General features: G+C 41.6%; 11 protein-coding genes. 4 read left to right on the top strand and 7 right to left on the bottom strand.

Annotation, left to right across the window (positions count from 1 at the left end):
• The first annotated feature begins 390 nt into the window (after nucleotides 1-390).
• Nucleotides 391-3,861: a T9SS type A sorting domain-containing protein gene (locus G563_RS0104080; protein ID WP_028664186.1), complete on the top strand. Its 3,471-nt coding sequence runs from the start codon at nucleotides 391-393 to the stop codon at nucleotides 3,859-3,861.
• 101 nt (nucleotides 3,862-3,962) lie between these two features.
• Here the strand turns inward: G563_RS0104080 and G563_RS0104075 are convergent, their stop codons facing one another.
• Both G563_RS0104075 and G563_RS0104070 read right to left on the bottom strand, forming a co-directional pair.
• Complete coding sequence (locus G563_RS0104075) at nucleotides 3,963-4,841, bottom strand: metallophosphoesterase family protein (RefSeq protein WP_028664185.1); 879 nt, start codon at nucleotides 4,839-4,841, stop codon at nucleotides 3,963-3,965.
• Between the two features lie 167 nt (nucleotides 4,842-5,008).
• Nucleotides 5,009-5,578 carry a helix-turn-helix domain-containing protein gene (locus tag G563_RS0104070; RefSeq protein ID WP_028664184.1) on the bottom strand — a complete coding sequence of 190 codons (570 nt, stop codon included), beginning with the start codon at nucleotides 5,576-5,578 and terminating at the stop codon, nucleotides 5,009-5,011.
• 229 nt (nucleotides 5,579-5,807) lie between these two features.
• Between G563_RS0104070 and G563_RS0104060 the strand changes: the two genes are divergently transcribed.
• From G563_RS0104060 to G563_RS0104050, 3 genes are all read left to right on the top strand, one after another.
• Nucleotides 5,808-7,925: a M3 family metallopeptidase gene (locus G563_RS0104060; RefSeq protein ID WP_028664182.1), complete on the top strand. Its 2,118-nt coding sequence runs from the start codon at nucleotides 5,808-5,810 to the stop codon at nucleotides 7,923-7,925.
• A 609-nt stretch (nucleotides 7,926-8,534) separates the two neighbouring features.
• Nucleotides 8,535-11,090: a TonB-dependent receptor gene (locus tag G563_RS0104055; RefSeq protein WP_028664181.1), complete on the top strand. Its 2,556-nt coding sequence runs from the start codon at nucleotides 8,535-8,537 to the stop codon at nucleotides 11,088-11,090.
• Nucleotides 11,091-11,140: 50 nt separating this feature from the next.
• Nucleotides 11,141-11,857: an outer membrane lipoprotein-sorting protein gene (locus G563_RS0104050; RefSeq protein ID WP_229598443.1), complete on the top strand. Its 717-nt coding sequence runs from the start codon at nucleotides 11,141-11,143 to the stop codon at nucleotides 11,855-11,857.
• 140 nt (nucleotides 11,858-11,997) lie between these two features.
• Here the strand turns inward: G563_RS0104050 and G563_RS0104045 are convergent, their stop codons facing one another.
• From G563_RS0104045 to G563_RS0104030, 5 genes are all read right to left on the bottom strand, one after another.
• Nucleotides 11,998-12,378, bottom strand: a complete 381-nt coding sequence (locus tag G563_RS0104045; protein WP_028664179.1) for a hypothetical protein — start codon at nucleotides 12,376-12,378, stop codon at nucleotides 11,998-12,000.
• 169 nt (nucleotides 12,379-12,547) lie between these two features.
• Complete coding sequence (locus G563_RS0104040; protein WP_229598442.1) at nucleotides 12,548-14,170, bottom strand: glycoside hydrolase family 140 protein; 1,623 nt, start codon at nucleotides 14,168-14,170, stop codon at nucleotides 12,548-12,550.
• 461 nt (nucleotides 14,171-14,631) lie between these two features.
• Nucleotides 14,632-14,826 carry a hypothetical protein gene (locus G563_RS37890; RefSeq protein WP_157585060.1) on the bottom strand — a complete coding sequence of 65 codons (195 nt, stop codon included), beginning with the start codon at nucleotides 14,824-14,826 and terminating at the stop codon, nucleotides 14,632-14,634.
• A 50-nt stretch (nucleotides 14,827-14,876) separates the two neighbouring features.
• Nucleotides 14,877-15,683, bottom strand: a complete 807-nt coding sequence (locus tag G563_RS0104035) for a gasdermin (RefSeq protein WP_157585058.1) — start codon at nucleotides 15,681-15,683, stop codon at nucleotides 14,877-14,879.
• A gap of 4 nt (nucleotides 15,684-15,687) precedes the next feature.
• A complete protein-coding gene (locus G563_RS0104030) occupies nucleotides 15,688-18,471 on the bottom strand; it encodes a Roc-COR-CHAT protease (RefSeq protein WP_028664176.1) in 2,784 nt (927 codons plus the stop codon).
• Nucleotides 18,472-18,535 lie beyond the last annotated feature (64 nt).

Raw genomic sequence — 18,535 nt, 5'->3', positions numbered from 1 at the left:
ATTACGGACAGTGAAGCGAAATTTTTTGCCCAAAACGTAGAAATTGTATTCGGCAGATTATCCAATCGCTTTTTTCTAAAAATGGTTCTTTTATTCACTTGATAATAGGGCAAAAATTGTAAATGCTACATTTCCCAAAAGAGTGATCAAAGCATAAAGCCAGAATCTTCTATTCACGGGGTTTGAATAATAAAAATGGGAATTTTTGGGAGAAAATATTTGATTTTGACACAATACACGAAGCCCTGACACAATACACGAAGTTTTTGGCACAATACGCGAAGCCTTTTTGGGATATACTTCCGACTTTTGAAGGCACTGTTTGTTCCGTTTTAAACTCTTTCTCTGCACCCCTCCAAGTTTAGATTTTTTCCTAATCACTTTATTCCAATGATAGCAAATTTACAACAAAGCTATATGATTGCTTTTTTTTTAATTGGTAGCGTTCTGTTTGGGGCTACAACCTCAGTTGTACAAAGCCCTGCGCCTTACATCTTGAGTGCAAACCCCTATTCTACTGATATTTATACGGTGCCGATCGGTGGACCATACCGAACCAAAATAGCTGCCAAAAGCGCTCAGGAAGGTATAACTGTAGGCAGAGCTGGCGCTGTAATGATTAGTGCACCGGGTGGCAAGGGGAGTTTGCTGGGAGGAGGTGCCGGAAATGGCAAAGGGAGTAGCGGGCAAGTGGTGATTGAATATGTGGGGAGGGCAACCCCAAATCTTAGTATCAATCTTACCAGCACATGGGAAGGCAATGCTGGAAATACTATTTATACTTTTAGTGTTACTCTTAGTGAACCTGCACCAGCAGGTGGGGTGTCTTTCGATATTGCTACGGCTGATAATACAGCCACCACAGCGGATAATGATTATACGGCAAAATCATTGACAAGTCAGACGATTCCAGAAGGTAACTCTACGTATACCTTTACGGTGTCTGTTAATGGTGATTTGAAATTTGAACCAGATGAATCTTTTTTTGTCAATATTACCAATGTAACGGGGGCAAACGTTAGGGACGCCCAAGGTATTGGAATAATAGCGAATGATGATGCGGATTGCTCAAGTAGTACTGTCACCACTGGTACTACCTTTTGTAACGAAGGTGGCATTACAATCAATGATAATGGGGTGGCTATGCCTTATCCCTCCTGCATTTCTGTATCGGGCCTAATGGGTACGATTGAGAAAGTAACGATTACGCTGAAAAACTTAACGCACACCGCACCTGATGCCATTGACTTACTGCTGTACTCTCCGACCGGTCAAAAATATGTTTTTATGTCTGATGTTGGCGGTACGAATGCCGTCACAGGCCTTGATTTGATTCTCGACTCAAGTGCAGCAAGTGTATTACCAGACAACACGACATTGGTCAGTGGAACTTTCAGACCGGCCGATTTTGAGGCAAGTGCCGATGTTTTCCCTGCCCCTGCTCCAGCGGGACCTTATTACTCCGCGAGCACCACATCTTTGGGAACACTTCTTAATAATAGTAATCCAAATGGCACTTGGTATTTGTACGCAGTAGATGATGCCGCTACTAATACAGGAAGCATTGGAGGCTGGTGTTTGAACTTTACTATGAGTTGTACTCCTCCCAACATCACTGCTCCCACCGTCACCCAACCAACTTGCGCCGTGCCCACGGGGACTATTGTAGTCAACGCCACAGGAACTGGTGCGTTAGAATACAGCATCAACAACGGCACCGATTGGCAAGTGGGCAGCACTTTTAGCGGTCTTTCTGCTGGTGATTACAACATTAAGGTGCGTACTCAGGGCAGCCCAAGTTGCGAGACAAGCTACGGAAACAACCCCGTCCTACTCACTTCGCCTCCCAATGTTACTGCAGGTACACTCTCGTCAAATGTAGAAAGCATCTGTCAGGGGGGAAGTGTGGACATGAGGCAGGTAGGACAAACAGGTACCAGCGCTTTTTTTATTTTTCAAAATAATATAGCAATCGTCTCTTATGCCTCCATAGAGGAAGTAGAAGCTTTTTTTGCCACTGCTGCTCCCAATCAGTATTGTGTTTATACCATAGCATATTTAGAGTTAAATAATGGCTGTGGCAATGTCGCTGGCTTCACGCTGTCACAAATCATTGATGCCTGTCTTGATGAGCAATGTTATGACATCAGCGAGCCAGTGTGTATTACAGTTGCAGCCAATAACACAGTTGGTGCAGCATCTTCAACGCCCACTGTGTGTATCAATACAAGCTTAACATCTATCACTCACACTACAACGGGTGCAACGGGCATAGGCACAGCTACAGGTTTGCCTTCTGGGGTTTCGGCTGCTTGGGCGGCGAACATGCTTACGATTAGTGGCACACCGACAGAAGTGGGAATATTTACCTATTCGATTCCCTTGACAGGTGGTTGTGGAAATGTTAACGCCACGGGGATGATTACAGTGAACCCATTGCCCACAGCAACTATTTCAGGCGGAGGCACTGTTTGTCAGAATGCAACTTCGCGGTCTATTACCTTTACAGGGGCTGCTGGCACAGCTCCCTACACATTTACATACAAAGTCAATAATGGAACCGACCAGACCGTAACAACAACTAATGGTAATAGCGTGGATGTAAATCAAAGTACAAACAACAGAGGCGGTTATATATATACTGTAGTGAGTGTTAAAGATGGTAGCTTGACTCAGTGCAGCCAAACCCAAGGTGGCACAGCAACAATCACGGTAAATGCACAGCCCGTAGCACCAAGTTTGAATACAAAGACGCCTAATGTCTCAACGATATGTATAGGTACCGTAGTCAGTGCTGCATTTACAGCTGGTAGTGGTGGTGTGGGCTGTAGCGATGATTTTATAGTGATTATCGACGAGGGTAGTCCAGTGGCTTATACCGCAGGTACTTTGGTAGGAAGCACTGCCACAAGTTCGGTCGTCATCAAAGGTCGTCGAGCCAATTGTACATCAGATGCCTCATGTAACGGTACCGATTATGTGACCTTGGCAGAGTGGGGCGTAATTACTTCTTTGGCGAACTTTACATTGAGTAGTCCTACTGCTTTGTGCTTGAGTGGTGGTGGTAATGTTCCTAATGCGACCTTATCATTATCTGGGTCTCAGTTGGGAGTAATCTATCAATTGTATAAAAATGGTAGTCCAGTGGGCAATTCCTTATTGGGTACGGGAAGTAAGTTATCGTTTGTGGTGCCCATGTCAGTGGGGAGTTACACGGTAGTAGGTAGGATATACTGTAACAACGTAAGTGGTACGATTTCGGGTACGGTAGTAATTGGCAGTCAGCCGACAGCCTATTCTGTAAGTGGGGGCGGAAGTTATTGCAGTGGAGGGGTAGGGGTTGCTGTTGGCCTGAGTGCTTCACAGGTGGGTGTCAATTATCAGTTACGTCGGAGCAATGTCAATATGGGGAGTGTGGTATCTGGAACGGGCTATGCCCTTAGCTTCGGCAATCAGACGGCAGCGGGTACTTACACGGTTGTGGGTATAGAAGCCTTGTCGGGATGTAGCCGCACGATGAGTGGTTCCAAGACGGTGACGTTGAGCAACTGTGCAGGGCGAGAAGGACTCCAGGAAGTATCAAATGCGGAGGTCTTGCTAGGGGTTGACTGGGTGAGTCTATATCCAAATCCGGTCATCAAGGAGCGAGCTGAGTTGATGATTCAAGGTCAAAGTGGCAAGGAGGTTGAATGGCGTTTGATGAGTGCAGGGGGGCAAGAATTGAGAAGTCATAAAATGAAGATGAAGGAGTCTGTGGAGCGGGTAGGAATTTCGTTGCAGGGTATGAGTGCGGGAGCCTACTTGATACAAGTGATAGTCGACGACAAAAGAGCCACTTTGAAAGTGGTAAAAAGTGAATAAAAACGATACTCAACGTTATGAAAATACTCACCTAAAAGTTGTCTCAAACTGGGAAATAAGCTTTTGGGTGAGTATAGACCAAATGGTAAAGAAATGCGAAATCAGTGATGATGTTCAAAATACTGGTTTTCTACCCTGCCATCTTCGTATAATTTAAGAATAGCGTAGCCGGGTGGCGTCTCTTGATAATAATAAGGTTGGGCAGATTTGGCGTCGCCTTTATCCCACCAAAACCCGCTCATGGCACCATTGCAGTAGTAATGTACGTTGTTGTAAGTACAGCTATCTAACAAATGCTGATGCCCACTTAGGCAGACTCTTACTTTATCTTTGTGTTCATAAAAGAGTTTTTTGAGGATTGCGTGATCTTTGTGTTGTCCACCTTCCCATGCTGAAGTGACCGTCAAAATAGGATAATGTGACATCAGCAACACATAGTGACCTGTAGGTACAGCCTGTAGTTGTTGTCGTAGCCATTGCATTTGTTCTTCATCAAGTGATATGCCCGCATTATTGCCATCCAACACCATAAAATGCCAATTCTTTTTGACGAAGCTATAATAACGATAAGGCATCCCTACTCTTTTGGCGGCGTATTTTACCCCATACATTTCGTCCTCTTTGGAAGGTGCAGCCCACCAAGGATCGTGGTTTCCGATGCAGCTATGTAGCTCATAATCACTCAGGTGCTTGATACATTCATCCCAAGTAGCCCATTGTTCTAAAACTCTTTCTCGGGTAATATCTTTATAATCAGCCGCATGAATAGAATCACCTGTATTAAGGAAAAAGTCAACTTTTTTGGCTTTGATTTCATCTAAGCATTTTATGAAACGGGCGGGTACATTGCTATCGGGTCTAATATGAACATCCGTAATGTGCGCAATCGTCAAGGCGGGTTTTTTGGCCAAAGAATGACTCATCAGAGGCGTAGTGGCGGCAGTAAGAGAGAGGCTTTTTACGAAATTTCTTCTTTTCATGGATAAATTTTTAGTTTTCTGGGCCAGAAGACTCATAATTGGGTACAAATATCCATTATTTGTTAATTTATTTTAAACAAATGTTTACAAAAATTATAATGACCATATTTAGACTTCAACGTAATTCCGCTTTAAATAGCTTGACTTTGGCGAGAGAAGAAAAACTACTAATGTTGGGTAAAGAAATAGATAACCAGCATTTTACAGGGGTGTTCGGAGTTGTTTTTTGGCACGTGTAAAAGCCGCCCGTCAAAAAATACGGAGTCACCTTCTTTCAAAGTGAAAACTTGGCCATTGATTAGATAATCGGTTTCGCCATTGATGATATAAATATATTCGTAGGCATCGGTCGTAACTTCTTCTCGAAAACAATGTGGGGCAAGTTCCAATAAAACAAAATCTACAGTGCTTGCGGGGAGATTGCGCATAATGACCCTCTGATAATTAAAGCCCTGTGCGTCTTCTTTTTCAAAAGGGATATAATCCTCCTTACGCTGGACAAGGATAGTGGGCTCTAAAAGATTCAATCCTTTAAAAAACTCGCTTACTTCTACCTCAAGAGATTGGATGATACTAAACATGACGGGAAGAGAAGGAATACTCCGCCCATTTTCGATTTGGGATACTAGCCCTTTACTTACCCCCGATTTGTCGGCTAGTTCTTGCAAAGTAAGGCGTTTTTCGATACGATTTTGTTTGATTCTTCGTCCGACTTCCAATATTAATAATCCATCCATAGGTTCTCTAAAAACGAGGTAGCAGCAATTGATTCACAAAAAGCGAGGCGAAAGATACAAATAATGCGCTGCTGTGTCGTAAGGACTATACTGTTTTTTGGTTCTATGGGTGTTAGAGAATTCTTGCCTAAATGCTCTTTTATAAATGCCGCAATAGCCTGAATTGTAAATTTGGTAGAGTGCTACTACCTTTGGCCTAACATTTAAAAACTTCATTAACATTTGTACAATGAAAAAAACAATTCATATTACACTACTTGGAGTGTTTCTAACCTTTTGTGTTTCAATGGTTATAATGGCGCAAAACCCTTTTTTTAAAGCTTACACCACTCCTTTTGGAGTTCCGCCTTTTGCAGATATTAAAGCTGAGCATTTTGAGCCAGCTTTTACGGAAGGAATGAAACAGCAAGCCGCCGAAATTGCGGCAATTACTGCTCAAAAATCAAAGCCAACTTTTGCGAATACCATTGTGGCTTTAGAAAACAGTGGTGATTTGTTGGATCGTGTTGGAACTGTGTTTTTTAATTACAACAGTGCCAATACCAACGAAACCTTGCAGAAAATTGCACAAATATTGTCACCCAAAATTTCCAAACATCGTGACGATATTCAGTTGAACAAAGTGCTGTTTGAACGAGTAAAGGCCGTTTATGACCAACGTGCTCAGTTGAAATTGACAGAAGAGCAGATAAAATTGCTCGAAAAAACCTACAAAGGATTTGTGAGAAGTGGCGCGGCATTGGCGGCTGAAAAACAAGAACGCTTGCGCAAAATCAACGAGGAGGTATCATTGTTGACCTTGAAATTTGGTCAAAACCTCTTGGCCGAAAACAACAATTATACCCTCATTGTTGACAAAAAAGAAGACCTAAGCGGTCTGCCTTCATCGCTGATTGCGGCGGCAGCTGATGACGCCAAAAAACGCAAAATGGAAGGCAAATGGGTTTTTACTTTACAAAACCCCAGTATCATGCCTTTTCTACAATATGCCGACAACCGTTCGTTGCGTGAGCAAATCTTCAAGGCATATCTTGAAAGAGGCAATCATAACGACGCGTTTGACAACAAAAACATTATGTCTAAAATCGTCGCTTTGCGTGCAGAAAAGGCGGCTTTGTTGGGCTACGAAAATCACGCTGCCTATGTTCTTGAAGAAAGCATGGCCAAAACGCCCGCCAAAGTACAAGAATTGTTGAATCAACTTTGGACGGCTACGGTACCTGTGACCCAGCAAGAGGCAGCAGAGCTACAAGCATTGATGGACAAAGAAGGCAAAAACGAAAAACTAGAAAGCTGGGATTGGAGATATTATGCGGAAAAACTGCGCAAACAGAAATATGACCTCGATGAGGAGGAACTTCGCCCTTATTTTTCATTGGACAATGTCCGTCAGGGTATCTTTACACTCTGTAAAAAACTTTATGGTTTGAGCTTTGAGCCTCGTACTGATATTCCGGTGTATCACGAAGAAGCAACAGCCTATGAAGTAAAAGAAGCCAATGGGCAGCACCTAGGGGTGATGTACATGGATTTTCATCCGCGTGCCAGTAAGCGCGGAGGAGCGTGGATGACAAGCTATCGGGAGCAAAAAATGGAAAATGGCAAACGAGTAGCTCCTGTTGTATCGATTGTTTGTAATTTTTCCCGTCCAGCCGGCAATGCCCCTGCTTTATTAAGCTTAGATGAAACCCGTACCTTTTTCCATGAATTTGGTCATGCGTTGCATGGATTACTGTCCAATGTGAATTATGGAAGTCTAGCGGGTACCTCTGTACCGCGTGATTTTGTGGAGTTACCCTCGCAAATCATGGAAAACTGGTCAACAGAGCCTGAAATGCTAAAGCTATATGCCAAACATTATCAAACAGGTGAAGTGATTCCTGACGCATTGATTGAAAAAATGAAAAAAAGCAGCCTTTTCAATCAGGGTTTTGCGACGAGTGAGTATTTAGCAGCGTCGTTGTTGGATATGAGCTATCATACCCTGAAACCTGGTCAAACACCCACCGACGTACTTGCTTTTGAAAAAGCATCAATGGACAAAATAGGCTTGATTTCGCAGATTCCGCCTCGTTATCGTACTACTTACTTCCAGCACATTTTTGCAGGAGGGTATTCGGCAGGGTACTATAGTTATATTTGGTCGGCGGTATTGGATGCCGACGCCTTTGAGGTATTTAAGGAAAAAGGACTTTTTGACCAAAATTCGGCCCAATCTTTCCGTAAAAATGTACTGGAGCGTGGCGGCACCGACGAGCCTATGACTCTCTATCGAAAGTTTAGAGGTGCCGAGCCTGATATTAAGCCTCTTTTGCGCCGTAGAGGATTGCTCAAAGAGGTGAATTAAGTAGATTCCCCACCACTATGAATCATCATAAATTTAGATGATTCTTCAAAAACCTTCTGATTTGTATTTGAGTAGGCCTAAACTCTCAAGTATAAACAGAGGTTTTTTTTGTTTATTTAGGTAGTTATTGTAGCTATCTTTTTATCAACGTCCTTTGATTTTCTTTCGAGTTAATGTTTGACTTCTCCGAAGTCATTTTTTGTAGGCTTATAAGCTACAAACGTTGCGCCTCTCTGAGGCAGAATACAAGACTACTGTGGTGGAAGAATAGCTTCGCAGAAGCTCCACCTTTGTAGCATGAGATTTTTAGCTTCACACCCAAGACTTCGGAGAAGTCAAATCTTAACTGATATAGCTTTTGGTGACAAATTGTGAACTTTTGCATCAATGTAGTATATCTTAATATGTTAGTTCTTGCGCTCTTCTATCTGCTGTGTGACTTCTGTTTGTGAATAGAAAAAATAAAACCATAAACATATAAGTTTAGTAAAGTTCCTTAAATTCTATCATCCAAAAACCCATCTCCATCCGTCAGATTAGGGAGTTTATCCTATTTCTCTTTCAGACTGCTTGATGACTCGACAACTTTGTGTTGTTAAAATCAAGACCATGAAAAAAACTTTACTTCTCGCCATTACATTCTTCACGATTGGTTCAGTCTCCGCGCAATTTCCAGTTGGTGGAGCACCAGCCTCAAAACCTATCCCGGGTACAGCCACTGACCAAACGCCCAAAGGAAATTCAAAAATTACAGGATTTGTGATTGATTCGGCTGCCACCAAAGCCGTCGAGTTTGCCAGTGTAGCCCTTTACAATAAAACTACCGGAAAAGCGGTGGATGGTACCGTGGCGGATGAAAAAGGGAAGTTTGTACTCAACAAAATCATGGCAGGAGAATACAAACTGCTGATTTCGTTTTTGGGTTATCAAAACAAAACCGTCGATAATATCTCTTTGGCAAAAGGACAAGACCTTGAGTTAGGAGTTATTAAACTTACCCCTAATGTGCATACGCTCAATGAAGTAGTGGTAACGGGGCAAGCCGCACTTATCGAAGAAAAAGTAGATAGACTTGTTTACAATGCCGAAAAAGATATTGCATCCAAAGGTGGAGATGCTACCGATGTGCTTCGTAAAGTACCTTTGCTTACCGTAGATTTGGACGGAAATGTGTCGCTACGTGGGAGCCAGAATATTCGAGTGTTGATCAACAACAAACCAAGCACTATCATAGCTAGCAGCGTAGCCGATGCTTTGAAGCAAATTCCTGCTGACCAAATCAAAACAGTAGAGGTAATCACCAGCCCTTCGGCCAAATATGACGCTGAAGGCTCAGGAGGAATTATCAATATCATTACCAAAAAGAACAGTCTCCAAGGGCTTAATCTAAATGTAGATGCAGGCGTTGGAAACCGTGGGTCGTCTTTGTCGCTCAATGGGAGCTATCGTAAAGGAAAAGCTGGATTTACTTTAGGCGGTTTTGGACGTGCCAATTACAATATGATTACTAAAACAAGTCTTGAACAAACTAGCACCGCCAACAATATCACGACTACCACTCAACAAACAGGCGACGGTAGCAGCAGAATGCTTTTTGGACAATACAATTTGGGATTTGACTATGATTTGGCAAAAAACCAAAGCCTCACCGCTGGGGTTCGTTATGGGGTTCGGAATTTTATCAACCAACAAGACCTTATTACGCGACTCATTACAAATGGGGCAACAATGGCTACCTCTAGCCGTGACGTGGAAGCTAAAAACCTTTCAGGAACGGTAGACATTAATGTGGATTATTTGCATACTTACAAAAAGCCTCAGCAAGAGTGGAGTATCTCAACCCTCTACAGCCGTAACGACCTCACTAATAATTTTGATGCTAACTTACTGAATGGAGAAGGGGCGTTGACAAGTCGGCAGCGTAACCTCAACGGCAATGTCAATCAGGAATTTACGTTACAAACTGATTACCAAACTCCTATCAAGAAAAACCAAATGATTGAGTTTGGGGCCAAAGGGATTTTTAGAGAGGTCAATAGCAACTACCGTTATTTGAGAGCAGGAGCTACGGGAGACTATACGTTAGAAGCAAGTCAGCCATCGGGCGAATTGCTCTATCACCAAAATATTGCAGCGGGTTATAGTTCTTATACTTATACTACCAAAAAACGCTACACTTTCAAAGGTGGGTTGAGATATGAGCATACCTTTATTGATGCCAGTACCCGCGAAAACGGCGTATTAGGAATTGCCAACTATGGTGTATTGGTACCGAGTATCAACGCCTCCAAAACCTTTAAAGGAACGACTTTTAAGCTTGGCTACAATCGCCGTATTCAGCGGCCGGGTCTTCAGCAGCTAAACCCTAACTTCAATGCCGCCAACCCTCAAAATATCACGATTGGTAATCCTACCCTTCGCCCGGAGTTGACCAATAACTTTGAGTTAGGACTTAGCCGAACCATCAAGAAAGCATTCGTAAACGCTACGTTTTTTGGACGTATTACCAACAACGCCATCACCCAAGTACGTCAGCCTTCTGATACACTCGCTGGTGCTATCGTGACAACCTACGAAAACATTGGTCGTCAACATGCCTATGGAGCTAATATATTTACCAACATCGCGGTTACTTCCAAAATCAACATCGGTATTTTCTCCAATATTTTCTATAGCAGACTTACGGGGCAAGCTTTGGGTGAAAATGGTGTTTCACAAGAATTTACCAACTCGGGTATGAACGTGAGTGGTGGGATGTTTTCGCAAGCTACTTTCAAAAATGGCTGGGGAGCGCAAGCCTTTGGATTTTTGCAAGGCAATCAAGTACAGTTACAAGGAATGCAAGGCGGATTTGCCTTTTATACAGTCGGAATCAAGAAAGATTTCAAAAACAAAAAAGGAAGCCTTGGGTTGGCGGGAGAAAACTTCTTTAACCGTCGATTCAACATTCATAGCAAACTTACCTCACCACAATTTAGCCAAATCAGTGATGTGTTTCTTTACAACCGAGGTGTACGTCTAACATTCACTTACAAAATTGGAAAAATGACCACCGACGCCCCGAAAAAGAAAGCACGCTCGGTCAATAATGATGACGTAAAATCTGAAAACAGTGGACAAGGTGGAACCGGCGCTCCAACAGGAGGTGCACCACAACGCAACTAAATCTTCTTGATAATCAATCACTAAAAAAATATAATAACCATAACTAAAACATGATGAAAACTAACAAATTTTTGGCCGCAGCTTTTGTTGCTTTTGTATCAGTAGGCGCTTATGCCCAAACTGTAGATGAGATTGTGGATAAACACGTAGCTGCTTTGGGTGGCGCCGATAAACTAAAAGGCGTGAATACGCTGATTATTGAAAGGACACTTTCGGTACAGAGTATGGAAATTCCCAATAAAACCACTATGGTAGTGGGTAAGGTGCTGAGATCTGAATCGACTGTTATGGGAAACTCTATGATCCAAGTATCGGATATTAACTCGGGCTGGATGATTCGTCCTGCTATGATGGGAGGTACAGGCGAGCCAGAAGATATGCCTGCCGAAATGGTAAAACAACAAGCTAGCCAACTTGATCCCTTTGGTGCTTTGGTTAACTACAAAGAAAAAGGAAACACCATTGAGCTTGTTGGCACAGAAAAGTTGAATAAAAAAGACGTATATCATTTAAAAGTCACTAGTAAAGATGGTCAAAGCCACGATGAATATGTAGATGCCACCACTTTTTTGGTGAGTAAAATAATCGTGGTAGCTCAGGGACAAAATGCAGAAGTTGAATTTTCGGACTACAAAGATGTAGAAGGAGTAAAGTACCCTCATACGCTCGAAATGAGCAATCAAATGGGGAATTTGGCTTTTACTACCAACAAAATCGCAGTTAATACTCCCATAGATGAGGCGGTTTTTAAGAAGCCTACTAAATAATTATTCCTCTTTTTTCATACAAAAACAGCTCCTCGAAGGAGCTGTTTTTGTGTTTATTTGCTTTCGTGGCTTGTAGCATTTATGAATAAGGCTTGCTAAGTTTTTAATAGTAACAACTTAAACTTAGCAAGGCTATTTTTCTATCCTCTGCGGTAGGGATTACGGTCAAATTTGCGTGAGTGTTGATAAGCTACCAAACGTTCGCGCTGTGCAGGAGTCAAGACTGACCAAATATCTTTTTGTTTTTCATTTTGCAGGCGCTCTATGTCACGACTGCCAAGGCGGCGTCCTTTCAAGAGACGGTCATATTGATTTTCGATTCTCTTGATTTCGTTTTCTTGTTTGCGGCTCAGTTTGACAATGTTGTCCAAATGATTGATGCTAAGTTCTTCAAGCTTGTTATCAAGACGAGGGTTGTTGATCTGAGGTGCCGAATGAACTGGATAAGAACTGCGCTGAGCGTTGACATTGGCGATGCTCAAAATGGCTAAAGTGGCGATGGCTAAGATGGTCTTTTTCATGGTTGCTGTTGTTTTAAAATGTGTCGTAATTAATTGGTTTACGATGGTTAGAGGCCGATTTTATCACAACGTTTAAAGCACCAATAAGCCCAATCTACCAATCGAAGCTTAGCATCGATGACTAGCAAAAACAGACCGATGAATGAACGAAAAAGATTTTTAACAGCACCTATTTCTTTTTTAAGATTAATATCAAATCGCTGTTTTGGGGAGAGGATACTTCAAGAATTCCCGCTTTAGAGGTAATTTGGGCTTCCAAAAATTGATCATTTACGGGGTCGTACCATTGCCCTTGGTAGGAAAGGTGACTTGGATTATACAAACGAAGGGTGGTTTGGGTAGGCACATAGGCCATCACTGTTTGGCGGTCATCTGAGCGTAGTACCGAAATATATCCCGCAGCTTGGGCTGGCTGATTAGCTACCAACTCAGGAGCAGGCTTTAGTTGCCACCAATCATATTTTTGCATAAAATTCCCAAGTTGCCCGATTTGAATACTCCCCGCAAACTTGATACTCTCCTCCCACGAACGAAGCGAAGCAGGCTGTGCATGATTTAGAATTTTTTCACCCGTTCGAATCCACGGCCAAATCCCATTTGCTCCATAAGCAATACCCGCAACAGGGGTGGAGAATACACTCCAATAGCTGGCGTTTCGTACTTGTTTGCTTTGTACGGAAGGCTGAATATCCTCATAACACGGTTCCAGATTAATAAAAACTTTAGGCGGTAATGTGCTCCAGTCAGTAGCAACAGGCCCTTTTGTAATCCACCGAATGGTATTGTCAGAGCTGTTGTGGCCTGTCTGATAGCCTATTATGTCGAGCCAATCTTCACTGGCATATTCTTTTCCTATCCAAGATTGACCTTGTGAATGCAATGCAACTACTCCCGGGTGTTCAGCCCCAAACACTCCTCGTCCAATCGTCTTCCAGCGTTGTTCGTATTCGCCAATGTACTTACCATCACCTCCCAAAATCCAAATTACCTGATTTCCGCCATAACGAGCGACCATATAATTGGCGAGCAAAATAGCCTCTGCTTCGGGCAAATAATAGCCAGGACTCAATTCTCTCCCCGTCGATACTGGCAATGCCCACAGCAAGACGGGGGCGGCCACTAAGCCATACCGATTGATTTCGTCTATTTTTTTGTCCAGGTGCTGGAAAAAGGTAAGGTTTATCGTGATGCGTCCACTGCCTTCAAAAGCAATGTTCCCTTCGCTATTTTTATCGCCACCGCGCCACTGAGTGGTCGTAAACTGAATGACATTGTAGTGATTTTTGGCGCGGTCTTTTAAGTAGGTTTCCCATTCTTGCGGCGTGGATTTGAGCGTTCCGTTCCAAGCCGTACAAGCTGTATAAAAGAAAGGACTCCCATCAGCATGAGTAAGATAATAAGAGCCTTTGGGGTGAACTATATTTCCTTTGGTATAAATGTCATGCTGATTTTGGTGGCTTACGCACTCAAAAGTACCTTTGATGGCATGGAGGCCGCTGTTGAGGGTATCGGAGCAAAAAGACACAAAAGACCATTGCCCGATTTCGTCAGGCATAAACCGCACGCGCCACGTTTTTTGCCCATCCCAAAAGCCATTCACCGTTTTTAATCTTCCAGAAGGAGATTGAAATTGCACTTTAAAACGGGCTAGGTTATAGAGTGGATTTTCGTAAGTTTTAGTGCTTTCAAATGTCTTTTCATACTTCATCCAAAGCCCCGTTTGGGCCATTGAAGGAAAATTAATAAAACCGATTAGAGCGATAAGCCATAAAATGCTACGCGATTTATTCATATTTTTAAAGAAAAGAGTGTTTTCTTTAAAAGCACTTAACGCCTTATTTTTCTTGGGGTTTAGGCTTATTTTTTCTTTTCGGAGAATACCTTGAAAAGTACAGGGAGTGGCCAAAAAAACGTTGAGTTTAACGCCCGTGCCCAGTTCGGATTACTTTTTTGACTTTCTCTGGCAACGTACCAAAGCAATATGATTCCTGAAATAATTAAGGCAGCTGTCATTTTGTTTGTGGATTTTGTTTAATCAAATATAGTTCTTTGATATTAAACACTTGTCCACAATTTTACCATTGGTAAATATCTGATTATGAGTGGACTGAATCAAATCTCATTGAGGCTAACGATTTTTTCGCTTCAACTGCAAATAATCCAAAAAGTAAATCACTTTTACCGAAATGTTGTTGTTTTGGGTGGCTTAGAGGGTGACATTGAGTCTCCAGTTTTGGACGTTCGCTTAAGGTGTTAAGAAATATTCAAAACAATTGAGCTTGTCATGATAAGAATGATTCGGATATAATCGTTCATGCCAACGCCCCGTTTGGGCTTGAAGTAGGAAGAGTGAGTATTGATAATGACGAGTTTAAGGGGGGATGAAGATGTCTTTTCGTTGTCTGAAATATCTACTAAAAGGCGACGGCCATCTGTTTTTATCGGCAAAAAACTAGGTTATCCCGACAATTGGGGTTAAGGATGAGAAAGAAGGTGGTTTAAGTAACTTCAATAAATCCTGCATCCTGTATTTCGGTAAAAAGATTTAATGCCATATTTTCTCCTAAAACTCGGTTAAAGTCTTGTTTTTTATCAATTGTAAGAATACCATTATCGCTAAAAAAAAGTCGAACTAATTTGACCCCAAAGACAATCCCTTCATCAGGAGTTTCAAATACCAACCTATCATAGGTTGAACCCTCTATCTTTGATTCTAATTTTGCATCAACAGGTAAATTCTTGATTTTACTCACATCAACTCCTAACTCGCCTTTGTTCTTTCTCTCAAATTGCATTCGCATTTTCTTAGCTCTTAGTAAAGACGTAGCCACAAAGAAATTCCCTTTTTTTATTTCTTCTTTATAAATTTCCCTCAACTCATTTTGATTGTCATTAAGCCAATTTCTTAAGCTTATTTCATCCGCATCCGTAGTTATAATTTCTTCTATATGAAAAATAACGGAACTACTGTTTTCAAAAGCTAAGTCAAAACTTGGTGCTGAATCTTGAAAATAGCTTTCCAGTATCTTAGCGGCAACGGCTGAAGACAAACTATTCGTTTTTCGTAAATCTATATCTATGCCTTGCCCATCACTTAAGCCAATTGCGCCATGAATCTTATCAGAAAATAGCGACTTTATAAAACCACTTGTTGGTTGTGCTTCCGATTGAATCCATATTCTTTTAAAAGCATTTTTAATAGTATGCTCATAAATATGCAAAGGTCTGATAGACGTCTTAGGATAGGCGACAAGGCTATATCCTTTATCCTTCAATGCTACTACAAACGGGTCATTACATTCCATGATTTTAAGTGGTTTTTTTGAAAATTTTGAATACTTTACTATAATCATAAAACTCTCCATCATCGAGTTTTGCTCTATATTTATCTTGATTTAGCTCATAACAAGTCTCTTCGAATACTGATTCTATTTGCAGGGGAGAGTTTTTTAAAAGATCGTAAAACTTTTCTGAAAAATCAATCGCGGCTTTTGAACTTATATCAATAGTAGTTCCTATGGCATATTTTGTAAGTCCTCCATCTACAATCTTTTTAGCAGTAGTTTCTGAATTACACGCTATTAATACAATCAGCTTTTTTACTTGTTTCGTTTTTTCAAGTTGTTTGCATAAGTAATCTGATTGGACAGGATTAGATTGGTCTGTATGCTTATCGTGAACAAAAAATAACTGGTCAGGAATCCCATGAACCGTTATATGGACGATGTCTTTCCCTACTGTATTTGAACCAATTTCATTGTATTTTGTCTCTAAATTGTTATAAAACTCAAATGCATCACTTATAGTATTTTCAATTCTTTGTTTTTGAACGGAGGCTCCTATAGGGTTTTTGTTTTCAGGATCCGCTGTTAGAAATATGATGCTTAATTTAGCTTTGCCTAGTAGAGGTGTTGGTTTTTGTGATATGTACTCCTTTACGGGACTTGATAAGCCAAACATAAATTTAAAAATATTCGTACTATCCAATTCACATAAATCTTCGATATCCGGTTTTGCTTTCCATTTGTTATTATAAAAACAATACACCTCAAAATCCAACTGCATGAGTTTGGTGGTTTTGAGTTCTTCATTTAACTCCTGTAAAGTTTTCTGTATCTCTTGCCAAAGCGGATGTTGCCCTTTTTTATCTTTCAATCGAATATAGATACTATGTTCTTTCCAGCGTTCAGTGACTTCGGCATATGTATTAGTAGCGCCATCTTGAAGCACTACTCCTTTTTTCCAGCGCAGTTCATTATAAATCTTATCGTGTAGTTTAACCATGAATTTATGCAGGGTACCAGCCGGTAAAAATGATACATACTTGAGTTTTATCTCACAATCAAAGGATGAAAGGTGTTCTGGGTACTTGGGCTGGTTTTCGGTAAATAAGGCAGGTACAATAAAACTTTCTTCTTCTTTATAACAAAAATGATAGGAAATCAGTAGTTGCAGGAGTTTCTCACGCTCGCTCTCACTGTATTCCTCCCAGATTTTGGGTAAAAATGAGGGTTTAAGCGTAGCAATATCGTCATAAAACTCAAAATCAATCACTTTACAAATGGCATCTTTGACCCAAATAGGATTCAGAACGATCCAATCTTTAAGCTTTTCATTGTCTCCAAAATAGATGACCGCACCGATGCGATCCAGCACCGTCAACCATGCCCTGATTTCATCCTCACTCAGTCCCCTTTCTGTGCAGATCGTTATAAACTCTTCTTTGCTGATGTAATTAGTACCTTGGTTTTTGAGTTCGTTCAAATCTTCCTTGACTCCAAGCCATTCCGAGTTGTATTGCACCGTGAAGATATCTTCGCTTATTTTGGAAATACTCTTTACAATCAGCTTGGGAAGTGCCGTAAATTGCTCCTTATCCACGCAACTTATTTTGATGAAAGCGCCTACATTCCCAAATTTATGTTTAACTTCTTCCTCATTGATAGGCTTCTCGCCCATATCGTTTTTGTTTTGAACATAAATGACTGGACTGTGTTGACCACTGTCGTTGTTGTAGGCATTGGCCATCGCCAACCAATATTCATATCCTACATATAATTCATTATAATCTGCTGTATCGTCGTATGCAGTGACGTAGAGGTACAGCGACTTTCGACTGCAAAAAAGCTGCTGAATTTCCCGATATTTGCCCTGCCCGCCAAAATCCCAAATGTTAAACGTAAAGGACGTTGATGCTGGCAAACCCGTTTGGGCACTTGACAAGTTTGCAATCGTATAAGGAACAATGTCCAAACCGGGCGTTCTGTCTTTTTTGTCGGGCAGTGGAGCATTGATATCTAGCAGTTTGAGTCGAATGGAGGTTTTGCCGACTTCTCCATTGCCTATCAGTATCATTTTGGCCTCATGTAGGTATTCGCGAATGATATTCCCCTTGTTGAGTGACGTTAGATAGCCTTTCATGGTATCCCAACAATTAAGGTCTCTATCCCATATTTCACGGTCAATTCTGAGCAATTGATTTCCTTGTAAGTATAATGTTTCCATCGTTTCTATCTCGCTCAAAAACGGCGCTAACTCAGTCAGTTGATTTTTGGCTAAATGAAGCGTATTGAGCAAACGCATAGAGCGATTGAAGGTGATTTTTTGCAAGACATTGTTTGTTGCATATATATACTTTAATGCGCGAAACCCGCTATGAAAACTTAGTCCTTTCAATTGATTTTCGCTCACATCTAGCAACACCAAGGCCGGACAATCTCCCTCAAAAACCAACTCTGTTAGGCCATTTTTTTGCAAATAAACCTGCTGCAATGACCGAAAACCCTTCGGAATTGTTATGTCCTTAATGGCGCAATTGTTTAAATACAAATGCGTAAGGTGGGGCAAAGGTACTTCAAAAACAACCTCTTTGAGTGATTCGCTGCCACTGAGGTAGAGGTACTCCAGCGCCTGTGCCTCTGTACCCAACACCAGTTTTTTGAGTGAACTATTGCCGATACTCAAGGCCGTGACTTGGCCTGCGGCGTTGAGGGCATAGCTATTGTCATAGCCTTTTACCAAACGGACAGCACTGATAGGGCCATCGTCAACTTGTTGCGTAAGGGTTTTGGTGAGGTTGTTTAACGTAGACATAAAAGTGTTTAGGCAAAATTTATAGTCGACCCGCGAAGCGGGTGGTTATCGCTTCATTTCGCTC

It is taken from the genome of Runella zeae DSM 19591 (assembly GCF_000423565.1).
Classification (GTDB): domain Bacteria; phylum Bacteroidota; class Bacteroidia; order Cytophagales; family Spirosomataceae; genus Runella; species Runella zeae.
Note: the sequence above shows the minus strand (reverse complement) of the source record. Positions and strands in the feature narration are given on the sequence as shown.

What these genes read in the sequence shown, in the direction of transcription:
- G563_RS0104080 (WP_028664186.1), top strand. Translation starts at nt 391, where the DNA reads ATGATAGCAAATTTACAACAAAGCTATATGATTGCTTTTTTTTTAATT.
- G563_RS0104075 (WP_028664185.1), bottom strand. Translation starts at nt 4,841, where the DNA reads ATGAAAAGAAGAAATTTCGTAAAAAGCCTCTCTCTTACTGCCGCCACT.
- G563_RS0104070 (WP_028664184.1), bottom strand. Translation starts at nt 5,578, where the DNA reads ATGGATGGATTATTAATATTGGAAGTCGGACGAAGAATCAAACAAAAT.
- G563_RS0104060 (WP_028664182.1), top strand. Translation starts at nt 5,808, where the DNA reads ATGAAAAAAACAATTCATATTACACTACTTGGAGTGTTTCTAACCTTT.
- G563_RS0104055 (WP_028664181.1), top strand. Translation starts at nt 8,535, where the DNA reads ATGAAAAAAACTTTACTTCTCGCCATTACATTCTTCACGATTGGTTCA.
- G563_RS0104050 (WP_229598443.1), top strand. Translation starts at nt 11,141, where the DNA reads ATGATGAAAACTAACAAATTTTTGGCCGCAGCTTTTGTTGCTTTTGTA.
- G563_RS0104045 (WP_028664179.1), bottom strand. Translation starts at nt 12,378, where the DNA reads ATGAAAAAGACCATCTTAGCCATCGCCACTTTAGCCATTTTGAGCATC.
- G563_RS0104040 (WP_229598442.1), bottom strand. Translation starts at nt 14,170, where the DNA reads ATGAATAAATCGCGTAGCATTTTATGGCTTATCGCTCTAATCGGTTTT.
- G563_RS0104035 (WP_157585058.1), bottom strand. Translation starts at nt 15,683, where the DNA reads ATGGAATGTAATGACCCGTTTGTAGTAGCATTGAAGGATAAAGGATAT.
- G563_RS0104030 (WP_028664176.1), bottom strand. Translation starts at nt 18,471, where the DNA reads ATGTCTACGTTAAACAACCTCACCAAAACCCTTACGCAACAAGTTGAC.